This window comes from Synechococcus sp. UW105 (assembly GCF_900473935.1).
Lineage (GTDB): Bacteria > Cyanobacteriota > Cyanobacteriia > PCC-6307 > Cyanobiaceae > Synechococcus_C.
Map to the genome: position 1 here is coordinate 98,958 of NZ_UCNN01000030.1, position 12,396 is coordinate 111,353.

Genomic DNA, 12,396 nt, shown 5'->3' on the forward strand with positions numbered 1-12,396 from the left:
TTCGCTAATCCATAGAAATGGTTATCGAGATAATTCGAATTTGTTTTCAATGCTCTATTGCGTCACTTTTTCTTAGAGTCTTTTAATTGCTCTTGCTCTTGTTCTTTGATTTAAGTTTTAATGCTTCTGTTGTAACAAATTAACAGATCTATTTTTGTCCTCCTTCGGCTGGCTTTCAGTGCCAGTTGCCATCGCGAGTGCGGCGCTGTTGGGGATTGAACTGATCGATGGTGTTGCTTGCGGTGCCCATCGGCGTCATGTCGCCGATCAGTTCAAGGAACCGCTTCAGCTGAAGCTTGACCCACTGTTGTTTGGTTTGAGGCCTTTCATCCTTCATTTCTGCTCTCACGTTTTGTTAGTAGAAGTCTGAAGCCATCTAAGGTCTCTGATTCCGTTTCGTATATCAGTGTCATGGTGCTTGTTCAGATATCGGTTTTTTCTGCTTCCCTCTGAGCGGAATACCGCCTCACCCACCACTGTGCTTTCTCGAACAGCCTTGGCCGATCATCGCCCTTTCATCGACCCCGCACGTTGGCATGCATCGATCCTGCATTGCAATTCTTCAGCCTCCAGGTCTGTCACCACAAAAACTTCCTGCACCGTGGCTCCCCTTCGCGCGACAAGCTTGTAACCGCCAAGCATCGGGGTTGAGAGCCGTAGCCTTAATCCTTGGGATCGCCCCCGTACCCTGGCGATCACAGCCGGTGTGATGGTCTGGATCTCCTCATCATCAGCGAGGGCCCTTAGCCAAGGAATCAAGCCCTCCAGGTATGTGCTGTGCGTGATTACCAGACGGCCCAAGGTGATGTAGGTCTTCAGAGTTGCCTGAAGCTAGCGACTTTGGCTACGACAAAGAGAGAGGACGCTCGTGCATGATGCTCAAATCTGTGGACACACTTCGCAGGCTGGTGGCAGAACCCTTGCTCCAACGCCTTGGGCCCGATGCTTGCGTGCTCACAACAGAGATTCATGGCCCCGAGGTGCGAGGTCTTGCTTTCTGCCCAGGCCGCATTCTCCGTTACGTGCTGCACCATCAAAGCAATCAGTTGCGCACGTCAGAGCTTCTGCGTCTGGCAGGTTCAAGAACGATTCCTGCCGCTTGAAAAGGCTGACGCATACGATCATTCTAATTCCTCTGCAGCCACCGATCCCAAGGCCTGGTCGACTTTGGTCTTGAACAGACTTGTATCGACTTTCAGCAACATCAGACCTGCCAAGAACAGGCCAATGGCTTGAAGGCTAAAAACGCCTGCATACGCAGCAAACGTGTTTTGCCCCCCTGTCAAGCTTCCGAAGATGCTGAGTAATGTCCCTCCGCTGACGGTTGCTGCTCCTCGTGCATAGGCCTGCGCGAGACCCCACACACCAATGAATGTCCCAGCCATTAGGGGCGATGTCAGACCAAGCATCAACGTCAGGCTGGCGTTTGTGCTTACACCGGCGCTGTAGCCGAAGAGCAGCAATGCAATCTTGAAATAGCTTTCCGACCCGATCCCCCCTGAGAGCACCATTGAAATCACGAAGACAGCTGAAAGCAGTCCTCCGATCAGAGCAGTGCGTTGGGGCCCTAAGCGAGGAACCAGGAGGAATCCCGTTGTGGAGACACCGATCAGCGTTCCGATGCCCCACCATTTATTCAGTTCCGTGGTTTCGCAGAGATTCATGCCGAACACGGCACCCCCATAGGGCTCGAGTACCGCTTCTTGTAGAAACAGAGAGAAGGTGAACAAGAAGAGAACAGCGAAGAAATAACCAACTTGAGGTGAGGCTTTGACGACTCGCCAGGCCTGGCTTAGGGAGAGTTCTGCGCTTGGTTTCTGGGGCAGAGCATTGGTGACGGACTTTCCGCTGTCAATGGATGGTTCGACTCCAATGATTGAAATCAGCACAAGAGCGAAGATCACCAGTGGAGCCACCACGATCAGGCGTTCAACGCCAGAGATGACCACGCTCAGATCAGCGTTTTCACAAGTTTTGCCGAGAAAGGCACTCAAGAGGTTTGCGCCGACAACGATTCCCACCATGAGCATCGACCAGACGATCGATACCAGTGCTGGACGTTGTTTTTCCGTACTCACATCAACAAGCAGTGCTGCAAAGGGCGTCGAACTGGCTGAAATGGCAAGGCCGTAGCCCACAAAAACAACAGCGAGAAGCAGCCCTCGGACCATGACTGCTGAGCTGTCACCGGCCAGCGAGGCTGCTCCGACCCAGAGGACGGTACGGCCGGCAACCCAGGCCAGTAAACAGAACACAACAGCGCCACTGAGAATGAATGGTGTGCGTCTGAGGCCCTTCCATCGACACCGATCTGATCGTTGACCAAACCACACCCTCGAAAAGGCCACCAGTTGCTGTCCACCGATGGCTAGGGCCGTCAGAGCCGCAGGAACATCAAACTCTTCGATCAGTAAGCGGTTGAAGATTCCAAGCGTGAGAACGGAGAGTGCTCCCAGACAGGCCTGAAATAAGCCGAGTCGGAAGGCCTGGGCAATGAATCGAGCCGATCCCACCGGGACTCTCCAGAGATATTGATTCCGACGCTACCCGCTTCCTGGATGGCTGGGCCAGGTCAACACCGCTCAATCGGCGCCATGGTCAAGCCCTCTGCACCGAGCTGTTGGTGGTAGAGCTCAGCTTGCTCGAGTGGGCCGCACCAGACCTCAGCTGAGCCCTCATTATCGATTTTGTGAGCAAGTTTCCAGGCCCGATCTTTGCCCATTCCTGGAATGATCCGGCACAGGCAATCCACGACGTGCTCAAAGGTGTTCACGTCGTCATTCAGAACGATCACCCTGGCCTGGGGATAGCCCTGCGTGGTGCGCGAACGTTCCAGCAGGGTGGCGGAGCCGGCAGTGGAGCCTGTCATGAGAATCAACAGTACTGGCGGATTGAGGCAGGAGGCTAGTTAAAATCCTCGCACTCGCATCACGCCTTCCATGCTGTTCACCTTTGCCTGGGCATCCCTGGCCGCCATGTTCAGCTTCTCAATCGCCATGGTGGTGTGGGGTCGCAATGGTGACGGCACACTGAATTTCTGAGGTGTTGTCTGAAGCGCTGCAGTCGCCAGTCCTGAGTCAAGGCCTGGCTATCACAGCAGCAACACTGCTGGTTTTTGTCAGTGTTGCTGTGATTTACCTCTCCATAATTGAATGGCGGGATCGTGGCCGTCGGCGCAAAGGAAAAGGATCTGGCAAGGCCTGATCGGTTCTGTTGGCCGATCTCCTTGGTCGGTAGGTGGCCTTGGGCTTCTCCTATCGGTTTCCCTCCTTGGTGTGTGTTGCACCACAGCTTCGGTTGGCACAGCTCGACGCGCCGGCCTGCTGAGGTTGTCCTCAGCCGCGGCACTGCTGCAAAGTTTCCAAGGCGATCCGACCCAGGCTCCACCACCGCTTTGGTACCAAAGGCTTGGTGTGAAGCCTGCTTTATCCCTCTGGAAGCGACTTGGACGAGGGATCTGGTGGCAAGCCTGGACTGCAGATGGTCAGAACTACCTGGCACTACCTACTCACCTGCTCACATCGAGCGAACGTTCCAAGCTCTTCGCACGAGATCTTGATGGGTTAATCCTCATCAGTGCAGATGCGCTCAATCAACAGCATCTCGAGCAATGGCTGGGCCAAGAAGGCACGGCTCCGGCTGTTGTGTCCCCTCTTCAAGACGCCTGCATCCGCCGTCTTGACCGTTCTGCTTCGGTGCAATGGCGGCCTGAGGGTCTGGCTCGGCTCAGTGGGGCACTCTCTCCGTTGTTGCAGCAGGCCCGTCACGGCTGTCTCGCTCTGCGCATGCGCGGTCGTCAACTCCAGTGGCATGGCTGGGTTGGTCTCCGTGATTTTGCTGCTGCGCCTCCGTCCCTTGCTGTGCGGGATACCTTTTCGGACCCTGAGCTTGCGTTGTCGTCGCTCAGCACTGAATCCGGCTCCAATTCGCTCAAACCGTTACTGCAGATCCAGGGGCGGAGCATCGGTTTGCTGATGTCGGCCTTGATCTCGCGCCAGATCATTCGTCAACCCCTGGAACAGCTTTATGGATTGGGGCGTCGAAAACGTACTCAACTGTTGCAGTCACCATTCCAGTTAGTGCTTGTCCCGCAGACGCCAGCGTTCTTTCAAGCCGGGGTTCAATTGCAGTTGAAGCCGGAAGCTGAACAACAGTTCTTTCAAGCGTCACTTGATGCCATCAGTGGACGACTGCGTGATCAGGGCCTTCAGTCAATGCCTGCGACGGCTGTTCTGTGGACGGATCCCCTGACGCAAGAAGGGACTGTGGCTGGAGGTTGGCAATGGCTTCAGCTCCCCTCGAATCAGGCCTTGCTCAGCATCGGTCTTGGCATGGCACCGGCTCAACAACCGTTTCCACCGTTGCTTCCTGAAAAGACACCAGACCTCAGATTGATCCTTTTGGCTGATCCCGCTCAGATCGTTCGGCACAAGCTGCTGAGCGGCAGCTGGCCGAGGGTGTTGAGGCAATCCTCAGCATTGCAGCTTTCGTTGCATACCCTTGGCACTGCTGGCGAACCTGAGTGGTTTGAGCTGCGAGGTCAGCTTTCGCTGCCCGTTGCAGGAGCCTCCTGAGATTCTGTGGTGTCGTCTTGTCGTTCGCGCTTGCGTCGATCGGCAGCAAGGGTCTCTTCCATCAGTTCAACGGCCTGAGCCATCCTCTCCAGATTGCGGTTGTAGATGCCCAGATCCTTTTCAACTCGGTCCTTCGTCATCCCAAGCGGTTCACTCAGTTCGTGAGCCAGCTTGGCTAGTTCGGCAGGGTCCGAGCTTTGCTCTCCCTGAGCTTTTGCTAGCAGGGTGAGCAGACCGACTGCCATCAAGCGCGAATAGTGAAAATTTGGCTGATTGGCCTGATCCAATGCCTTGGCCATCGCTTCTGGCGCTCCAGCACCTTTCTCGCGGACCCAGCCTTGAACGTCCTCGACTGAATGGCTTTCCACAGCCGATTCACTATCTTCAGCGAGTTTGATCAGCTCCTCTCCATCGAAGCCGTTGCAGCTGCAAAGCGCCATGAACAGGGGCTTCCGATGCTGATCAGGGCGATAACCCTGAGTGAAGGCGTTGAACACCTGGTTCAGCCCCACAGCGAACAGGGCATCAGCTGTGAAAAATTTCTGATGGCTGAGCAAGTGCAGCTCGACCAGCAACTCATCGGCTGTCCGCCGATACAGCGAGGGAATCACATGAGGGAACGCGCTGTGAAAGGCCCTTTTGCTGTCAGCAATGGTCAGATGCTCACCCAAGTGCTTGCACCAAAACAAATTGGATAAGACCCTAGCGCCGCTGAAGCCGCCGTTAGGATTACGGCAACCACCAGCAGAGCAACATGATCCCGATCGTGATCGAAGAATCAGGCCGGGGTGAGAGGGCCTTCGATATCTATTCCCGATTGCTTCGAGAGCGGATTGTTTTTTTGGGAGAGCCAGTCACCAGTGACTCTGCCAATCGCATCGTTGCTCAGCTTCTTTTTCTGGAAGCAGAGGATCCTGAAAAGGATATCTACCTCTATATCAATTCTCCTGGTGGATCGGTTTATGACGGATTAGGCATATTCGATACCATTCAGCACATCAAACCTGACGTTCATACAGTCTGTGTTGGCCTCGCCGCCAGCATGGGTGCGTTTTTGCTCTGTGCTGGCACTAAGGGGAAAAGAAGCAGCCTGCGTCACTCCCGAATCATGATTCACCAGCCACTTGGTGGCGCAAGCGGTCAGGCTAGTGATATCCGTATCCAAGCGGATGAAATTCTATTCCTTAAAGACAAGCTCAATAGAGAGTTGTCTGATCGCACCTCTCAACCTCTTGACAAGATTCAGTTGGATACTGATCGCGATTTCTTTATGTCACCTCAAGAGGCTGTTGACTACGGTCTGATCGACTCCGTGATTGATCGGCGTCCTGTTCACTCGGTCTAGTTGTTGACTCAGTCTTAGAACTCAGACTGAGGTTGCGGTTCTTCAACTGATTTGGATGAAAAAAAAACCCCGCGTTTGCGGGGTTTTTTTTGCTCGGTCATGTTTTTTTGAGGCCGAAAGGGAGAATCCCTTAGTTGTCGAGAATGGGGACTGTGCGCTCTTTGTCTGGAATTGTGGTGAACTCTGAAACCAAGGCTCGGAATTCATCACCATCCATGGTTTCGATCTCGATCAATCGCTCGACGAGTTGATCCATTGCTTCCCGATGCTCAGCCACTAGTTCCACGGTTTGTTCATAGCAGCGCTTCACCATTGCACGAACTTGCTCATCAATCTGTTTGGAAATTGCATCAGAGATGTCACTACGAGTCATCAAATCTCGGCCGAGAAACACCTCTTGGTTGCCTCCCTCTAGCGCAACAGGTCCCAGATCAGACATGCCAAACCGTGTGACCATTTGCCTGGCCATCGATGCAACCTGTTGAATGTCTCCACCAGCCCCTGTGGTGACTTCCTCGTAGCCGAAGACGACATCCTCCGCTGCGCGACCTCCGAGCGCTCCCATAATGCGGGCCTTCAATTGAGCACGAGATACAAGCATCTGCTCTTCATCCGGCGAGAACCAAGTCAGCCCTTGTGCCTGCCCTCTCGGAATCAGCGTGACCTTTTGGACAGGGTCATGGGCTTTGACCAATGTTCCAACCAGGGCATGACCCACTTCGTGATAGGCGATCAACCTCTTGCTGCGGCCATCGGTGAGGGGCTGCCCCTCCATTCCTGCAATGATCCGATCAACGGCATCATCGATTTCACTGAGACCGATGCAATCTTTGCGGCGGCGTGCAGTGAGAATCGCTGCCTCATTGAGAAGGTTGGCAAGATCAGCCCCGGTGAAGCCAGGCGTGCGTCGGGCAATGCTCTCAAGCGAGAGTTCAGCATCGATCTTTTTGTTACGGGCATGCACTTCGAGAATCGAAAGTCTGCCTTTGATGTCTGGTGCGTCGACGCTCACCTGGCGATCAAACCTGCCTGGACGCATCAAGGCTGAATCCAGGACATCGGGGCGGTTGGTCGCCGCCAAAATGATGATGCCGCTGTTGCCCTCGAAGCCATCCATCTCAGTGAGAAGCTGGTTCAGGGTTTGCTCTCGTTCGTCGTTACCGCCGCCGATACCAGCACCGCGTTGGCGACCGACAGCATCAATCTCGTCGATGAAAATCAAGCAAGGGCTGTTTTCCTTTGCGCGTTTGAAAAGGTCGCGAACGCGACTGGCGCCCACACCCACAAACATCTCAACAAATTCAGAACCAGAGAGCGAGAAAAAGGGAACTCCTGCTTCGCCAGCAATGGCCTTGGCGAGCAGTGTTTTGCCGGTTCCAGGGGGGCCAACAAGCAAAACGCCTTTAGGGATTTGGGCTCCAACTGACGTGAATCGTTCCGGTTGCTTGAGGAAAGTGACGACTTCCTGCAGGTCTTGCTTGGCTTCTGCAACGCCAGCGACATCATCAAATTTGACTCCTGTCTCTGCCTCCATGGCAAAACGGGCCTTGGTCTTGCCGAACTGCATGGCCTGACCTGGCCCTCCCGGCATCCCATTCGAACGACGAGCAAGGAAGATCAGCGAACCGATCAGAAGCAAAGGGAAGAGCAGGTTCCCTAGCAAGCCCAAGGCAGGTGGGGCCGTGCGGGGAGGGTGAATATCAAAGCTGATTCCCTCCTCTTTCAACGTATTGATCAGCTCTGGTGCAAGGCCAGGCAGATCAACGCGGAGACGCTGTACACGGTTGTCGATTTCAGGGTCAACAGTTTCGACAACGGCATTGCGGCCCCCGTCATAGATATCCACCGCTGTGATTCGTCCCGCTTCCACGGCATCGAGAAAACGCCCATAACCCATGCGACCAACGGCGGCATTCCGAGGGGCCTCTGTCGTTTGATTGGGGTTAAGAGCCTGGAGCCCACCGCTACCGATTAGCTGCCAACCCAGAAGCAACGCAACGCCGATGGGAAGAATCCAGAGAGCGATCTGACGCCAGCGTTGATTCATGGAAGATACGAAAGTGTGTCGACTTTAAGAGTTGCGAATGCACAAATGCCGGCTTTATGGCCAGATCCGTCAGTCGGATGGCTTCAGAGGCTGCGCAGGGCAACGATGGGGTCAAGACGAGCAGCCCGACGGGCCGGAATCACCCCGAAGAACAGCCCGATTGATCCGGACAGGGTCACAGTCACCAAGACAACCGATGCTCCAATGGTTGCTGGCAGTGGTGTTAGAGCCGCCACCACCGCAACGGTGCCGAGTCCGGTGGCTGTGCCAATCACACCACCCAGTGTTGCCAGCACGAGCGATTCGACCAGGAACTGGCTGAGCACATCGGAACTGCGTGCTCCAAGAGCCTTGCGAAGGCCTATCTCCTCGGTGCGTTCACTGACCGAGACGAGCATGATATTCATGATTCCAATTCCTCCGACCAGTAACGAAACGCCGCCGATCGCAGCCAGCATCAACGTGAGGCCCCCAGTGATGGTGCTGACAATCGTGAGCGCATCCTTCTGCGACCGCACAGCGAAATCATCATCACGAAGAATGCGATGGCGCTGGCGTAGAAGATTGGTGATCTGAAACTTCGCCGCTCCTGTGCTGGCCTCATCCAGAGCTTCGACGCTGATGAAGCTGAGGCTCACGCCGTAGGTCGGGTCCCTGCCGGTTAAACGACTCACCATGGTTGAGAGAGGGATATAGGCGTTTTCGTCTTGGTTGTTCCCGAAAACCGCCCCTTTGGGTGCCATCACTCCGATCACGCTGAAGCTCTGGTCCTTGATGCGAAGGCTCTGACCAATCGCTTGTCCTGTCGGGAACAGTTTGTCGCGCAGATCCGGGCCAATCACAACGACACTGCGGGCGCTGCGTAAATCTTGTTGGCTGATGAAGCGACCTCGAGCAACTTCGAAGCTGCGTACGGGTAAGAAGGCTGGAGTGACTCCAGAAATCGAGCTGCTGGAACTACGTGATCCGGCTTGCACAACTGCGGTGGTGGAGATCTGAGGTGCCACACGCTTCACACTGGGCACCTGCTCTGCAATTGCCTCAGAGTCTTCAAGCACCAGGGTTTTAGGAAAGGCGACCCCCCGGCGTCGGGCGTCATTGTTGCCAGGCACAACAAAGAGCACATTGGCTCCAAGATTGCTCAGCTGTTCTTCAGCCAGATTCTGCGCACCACGGCCGACACCGACCAGGGTGATCACCGATGCATTGCCAATCACGATCCCGAGCATCGTCAGCAAGCTGCGCAGTCGATTGGCTCTCAGGGTGTTGAGGGCCATGCCAACGGTTTCGTTCAGTGGCAGCTTGCGTGCCATAGGCAAACAATCAGATCGCTGTGTTGCTGCTGGTGCCGCGGTGGACGAGACCGTCCTTCACCTGGATGGTGACGACCTCGCCCTGTAGCAAGTCTCGAGTTGCATTGGAGACTCCCGTGATGACCGGGATCCCAAGCCGCTTGGCAATCACCGCTGCATGCGATGTCTCGGCAGGCTCTTCAGTGACGATTGCAGAGGCCTCACGGATCGCATCAAGATCATCTGCGTCGGTGTCACGCACCACAAGAATTTCACCCTTTTCAATCTTGCAGGTATCCCCTGGGCATTGGGCAAGGCGAACCTTGCCACTCACTGTTCCGGTACCGATTCCTTGGCCGCGTCCAAGCACAGCACTGACGATGCCTACTTTGACCAGGTCGGTTGAACCCGACACTTCTGGGAGTGTGCCTGCGGTCTGAACAACAAGATCTCCCTCCTTCAGCCAGCCCAGATCTTGGGCGATGCCCATGGCCGTACTGAACGTGCCAGTGGTGCTCTTCTGTTGATGAATCAATAATGGGGTGACTCCCCACACCAGCTGCAGCTTGCGTGCCACGCCGATCTCACTGGTGATGGCCAGGATCGGAGCAGCTGGGCGAAATTTGCTCACGTTGTGTGCTGTCGAGCCGCTTTTGGTGAGTGGAAGGATCGCCGCTGCATTCAGTTGGCTGGCAATTGTGCTGACTGCGCTGCTGATGGCATTGGGAATTGTGCTGGGCAGATGACTATCGATGCTGCGCTGCGGGTAGTCCTTCTCGATGCGACGGGCAATGGTGGCCATGGTTTCCACTGCCTCGACTGGGAAATCGCCCACAGCGGTCTCATTGGAGAGCATCACTGCGTCAGTACCGTCGAGAATGGCGTTGGCCACGTCGCTGACCTCGGCACGGGTTGGACGAGGACTCGCTGCCATCGAGTCGAGCATCTGGGTGGCGGTAATGATCGGAATGCCAAGGCTGTTGGCTTTCTGAATCAGATCTTTCTGCAACAGGGGAACTTCTTCTGCAGGCATTTCGACCCCAAGGTCACCCCGAGCCACCATCACGCCATCACAGAGAGGAAGGATGGCATCGATCTGATCAATCGCTTCGAACTTCTCGATCTTTGCGACCACTGGGGTGGTGTGCCCGTGCTTGCGGATCAGTTCGCGAATCTCCTGCATGTCTGAGGGATTACGAACAAAACTGAGTGCAACCCAGTCAACCCCTTGCTGCAATCCGAAGGCCAGGTCAGTGCGGTCTTTGTCGGTCAATGCCCGAACAGACAACTGCACATCGGGGAAATTGACCCCTTTGTTATTGGACAGGACACCACCAACGGTGACTGTGCAGTGCAAGGTCTGCTCGGATTGTTCCACCGTGTCGACCTTCATCTCCACCCTGCCGTCATCGAGCAGGATGCGGCTACCTGCGGTGACCTCGTCGGCAAGTTTGTCGTAAGTGACCGTGGCAATGCTCTGATTGCAGCTCACCGATCGGGATGTGAGGGTAAATGGATCTCCATTGGCCAGAGTGATCGGCCCATCGGCGAAGCGACCCAGGCGAATCTTTGGCCCCTGGAGATCCTGAAGGATCCCAATGTGCTGACCCAGTTCTGATGCCACCTGACGGATCGTGGCAATACGGGTGGCGTGTTCGCTGTGGTCGCCGTGGGAGAAGTTGAGGCGGAACGTAGTCGCACCAGCCTCAATGAGCTGCCTCAGACGTTCAGGGCTTTCTGTGGCAGGACCGATGGTGGCCACGATCTTGGTTCTACGGGAAAGATCGATGTGAGCCATCCACCGGGCCGGAAACACAGCGGAATCTACCCTCCAGACAGTTCGGGCCAATGATGGTCTTGGATGTCAACGAATCAGGACAGCGCTTGATGGAGCTCAATCGTTATCAGAACGAGGCTCGTAAAACGGCCCGATATCCAGACGTGGGCTCCAATCCGATTTACCCCACGCTTGGACTCGCTGGAGAAGCCGGTGAGGTGGCTGACAAGGTCAAGAAGGTGCTGAGGGACAACGGTGGTGCTTTTGATCTTGAAGTGCGCAACGCGATCAAGCTTGAGTTGGGTGACGTGCTTTGGTACGTGGCCCAGCTGTCGAGTGAATTGGGTTTAAGCCTCGAGGAGGTCGCCGAGGCAAACCTCGGGAAGTTGGCGAGCAGAGCGCAGCGAGGCAAGCTCTCAGGCAGTGGAGACAGTCGCTGATCGCTCTCTTCTGCCTTTCTCAATCAGCTGTAGAACGATGGGCTGTTCAGCAGTGCCATCTGGGCATTGCCGAGGGCCCACTGAAAAACGTTCAGAGCAATAAAGGCCAGGATCGCTGAGAGATCGAGGCCGCCAAGGGGAGGGATGATCCCCCGGAAGGCATTCAAATAAGGATCGGTGATCGAGCTGAGCGTGCTGATCAGTGGATTGCTCTGGTCCACATTCGGGAACCAGCTGAGGAGCACTCTGATCACAAGCACATAAAAGTAGATCTCCAGTGCGCTGGAGATCACACCAAGGAGATTGACGAGATATCCGATCACTTCGGCCGACATGGTGTTCTGCGCAGAAGTCTCAACTTTATGCAGCCTGCGTTGATTCGGCTTGAAGTGAAGGCGCTTCAACCTCTTCAGGCCCTGTGGTTGGCAGCACAGAGAAGGTGCGATGGAACTTATCCGTGAGGTTGATCCAGTAGGACCGCCCTTCACTTTGCCGTTTGCGTTCGATGAAGTTCTGAGCGAGAAGCTCCTTGATGTGGTCATAGGCACCAGAACCACGCAAGTCGACAAGGTCTGATTGGAGGATCCGCTTCTTCAGAGCAATGGTGGCGAGCGTTCGCAGTGCTGCTGTGGAGAGATTGACGGGTAGGAGATCCCGCACCAGTTCCCCAAGGCCAGCCCGGAGTTGAAGGCTGTAGGTGCCGCTGCCCACCACGATGTCTAACGCTGTGTCCCGCTGGGCATAACTCGCTTCCAAGGCCAACATGGCCTGTTCAACCTGTTGTTCAGATGTGTCCGCCAAACGTGCCAGTTCGTTCAGGCTGACTGGGGTGCCTTTGAGGTAAAGAATCGCCTCGAGCCGTGCAGGCAATGAGATTTGCAGCGGCTCTGCCATCACGCTTTGGCGATCAACGCTTCAAAC

At 55.3% G+C, this 12,396-nt stretch carries 15 protein-coding genes; 5 read left to right on the plus strand and 10 right to left on the minus strand.

The window, feature by feature from the left end; translation table 11 throughout:
* Positions 1–175: 175 nt before the first annotated feature.
* Positions 176–337: a hypothetical protein gene (locus DXY16_RS14920; protein ID WP_170953965.1), complete on the minus strand. Its 162-nt coding sequence runs from the start codon at positions 335–337 to the stop codon at positions 176–178.
* 167 nt (positions 338–504) lie between these two features.
* The gene (locus DXY16_RS12800; RefSeq protein WP_115121545.1) at positions 505–801 is read right to left on the minus strand and encodes a DUF2103 domain-containing protein; all 297 of its coding nucleotides are present in this window, start codon (positions 799–801) and stop codon (positions 505–507) included.
* Positions 802–872: 71 nt separating this feature from the next.
* Between DXY16_RS12800 and DXY16_RS12805 the strand changes: the two genes are divergently transcribed.
* A complete protein-coding gene (locus tag DXY16_RS12805) occupies positions 873–1,103 on the plus strand; it encodes a hypothetical protein (protein WP_371410919.1) in 231 nt (76 codons plus the stop codon).
* 18 nt (positions 1,104–1,121) lie between these two features.
* On the opposite strand, the gene DXY16_RS12810 is transcribed toward DXY16_RS12805, so the two are convergent.
* On the minus strand, positions 1,122–2,513 hold the full coding sequence (locus DXY16_RS12810) for a BCD family MFS transporter (protein WP_115121546.1): 1,392 nt from the start codon (positions 2,511–2,513) through the stop codon (positions 1,122–1,124).
* A gap of 59 nt (positions 2,514–2,572) precedes the next feature.
* Positions 2,573–2,869, minus strand: a complete 297-nt coding sequence (gene clpS / locus DXY16_RS12815) for an ATP-dependent Clp protease adapter ClpS (RefSeq protein ID WP_115121547.1) — start codon at positions 2,867–2,869, stop codon at positions 2,573–2,575.
* A 70-nt stretch (positions 2,870–2,939) separates the two neighbouring features.
* Between clpS and petN the strand changes: the two genes are divergently transcribed.
* Together petN and DXY16_RS12825 are read left to right on the plus strand one after the other, a co-directional pair.
* Complete coding sequence (petN, locus tag DXY16_RS12820) at positions 2,940–3,041, plus strand: cytochrome b6-f complex subunit PetN (protein WP_007097877.1); 102 nt, start codon at positions 2,940–2,942, stop codon at positions 3,039–3,041.
* A gap of 288 nt (positions 3,042–3,329) precedes the next feature.
* Positions 3,330–4,574, plus strand: coding sequence for a hypothetical protein (locus DXY16_RS12825; RefSeq protein ID WP_115121548.1), 1,245 nt, complete (start codon positions 3,330–3,332; stop codon positions 4,572–4,574).
* Here DXY16_RS12825 and psb29 read toward each other — a convergent pair.
* Positions 4,541–5,245 (minus strand): photosystem II biogenesis protein Psp29, encoded by a 705-nt coding sequence (gene psb29, locus DXY16_RS12830; protein ID WP_115121773.1) that lies wholly within the window; start codon positions 5,243–5,245, stop codon positions 4,541–4,543. The two genes, DXY16_RS12825 and psb29, sit on opposite strands and share 34 nt — an antisense overlap.
* Positions 5,246–5,328: 83 nt before the next feature.
* Here psb29 and clpP point away from each other — a divergent pair, with 83 nt between their 5' ends.
* Positions 5,329–5,919 (plus strand): ATP-dependent Clp endopeptidase proteolytic subunit ClpP, encoded by a 591-nt coding sequence (gene clpP / locus DXY16_RS12835; protein ID WP_115014987.1) that lies wholly within the window; start codon positions 5,329–5,331, stop codon positions 5,917–5,919.
* 130 nt (positions 5,920–6,049) lie between these two features.
* On the opposite strand, the gene ftsH is transcribed toward clpP, so the two are convergent.
* From ftsH to pyk, 3 genes are all read right to left on the minus strand, one after another.
* Positions 6,050–7,966 (minus strand): ATP-dependent zinc metalloprotease FtsH, encoded by a 1,917-nt coding sequence (gene ftsH / locus DXY16_RS12840; protein WP_115121549.1) that lies wholly within the window; start codon positions 7,964–7,966, stop codon positions 6,050–6,052.
* Between the two features lie 83 nt (positions 7,967–8,049).
* Positions 8,050–9,279, minus strand: a complete 1,230-nt coding sequence (locus DXY16_RS12845) for an ABC transporter permease (RefSeq protein WP_115121550.1) — start codon at positions 9,277–9,279, stop codon at positions 8,050–8,052.
* A gap of 10 nt (positions 9,280–9,289) precedes the next feature.
* On the minus strand, positions 9,290–11,056 hold the full coding sequence (pyk, locus tag DXY16_RS12850) for a pyruvate kinase (RefSeq protein ID WP_115121551.1): 1,767 nt from the start codon (positions 11,054–11,056) through the stop codon (positions 9,290–9,292).
* An 89-nt stretch (positions 11,057–11,145) separates the two neighbouring features.
* Between pyk and DXY16_RS12855 the strand changes: the two genes are divergently transcribed.
* The gene (locus tag DXY16_RS12855) at positions 11,146–11,475 is read left to right on the plus strand and encodes a nucleoside triphosphate pyrophosphohydrolase family protein (RefSeq protein ID WP_115121774.1); all 330 of its coding nucleotides are present in this window, start codon (positions 11,146–11,148) and stop codon (positions 11,473–11,475) included.
* A 23-nt stretch (positions 11,476–11,498) separates the two neighbouring features.
* Here the strand turns inward: DXY16_RS12855 and DXY16_RS12860 are convergent, their stop codons facing one another.
* A complete protein-coding gene (locus DXY16_RS12860; protein WP_115121552.1) occupies positions 11,499–11,810 on the minus strand; it encodes a YggT family protein in 312 nt (103 codons plus the stop codon).
* A gap of 25 nt (positions 11,811–11,835) precedes the next feature.
* Positions 11,836–12,369, minus strand: a complete 534-nt coding sequence (gene scpB, locus DXY16_RS12865) for an SMC-Scp complex subunit ScpB (RefSeq protein ID WP_115121553.1) — start codon at positions 12,367–12,369, stop codon at positions 11,836–11,838.
* Positions 12,370–12,396: the final 27 nt, after the last annotated feature.

Excerpts from the sequence above, each read along its gene's own strand:
- DXY16_RS14920 (WP_170953965.1), bottom strand. The coding sequence starts at position 337 with ATGAAGGATGAAAGGCCTCAAACCAAACAACAGTGGGTCAAGCTTCAG.
- DXY16_RS12805 (WP_371410919.1), top strand. The coding sequence starts at position 873 with ATGATGCTCAAATCTGTGGACACACTTCGCAGGCTGGTGGCAGAACCC.
- clpS (WP_115121547.1), bottom strand. The coding sequence starts at position 2,869 with ATGACAGGCTCCACTGCCGGCTCCGCCACCCTGCTGGAACGTTCGCGC.
- petN (WP_007097877.1), top strand. The coding sequence starts at position 2,940 with ATGCTGTTCACCTTTGCCTGGGCATCCCTGGCCGCCATGTTCAGCTTC.
- clpP (WP_115014987.1), top strand. The coding sequence starts at position 5,329 with ATGATCCCGATCGTGATCGAAGAATCAGGCCGGGGTGAGAGGGCCTTC.
- ftsH (WP_115121549.1), bottom strand. The coding sequence starts at position 7,966 with ATGAATCAACGCTGGCGTCAGATCGCTCTCTGGATTCTTCCCATCGGC.
- DXY16_RS12845 (WP_115121550.1), bottom strand. The coding sequence starts at position 9,279 with ATGGCACGCAAGCTGCCACTGAACGAAACCGTTGGCATGGCCCTCAAC.
- pyk (WP_115121551.1), bottom strand. The coding sequence starts at position 11,056 with ATGGCTCACATCGATCTTTCCCGTAGAACCAAGATCGTGGCCACCATC.
- DXY16_RS12855 (WP_115121774.1), top strand. The coding sequence starts at position 11,146 with ATGGAGCTCAATCGTTATCAGAACGAGGCTCGTAAAACGGCCCGATAT.
- DXY16_RS12860 (WP_115121552.1), bottom strand. The coding sequence starts at position 11,810 with ATGTCGGCCGAAGTGATCGGATATCTCGTCAATCTCCTTGGTGTGATC.
- scpB (WP_115121553.1), bottom strand. The coding sequence starts at position 12,369 with ATGGCAGAGCCGCTGCAAATCTCATTGCCTGCACGGCTCGAGGCGATT.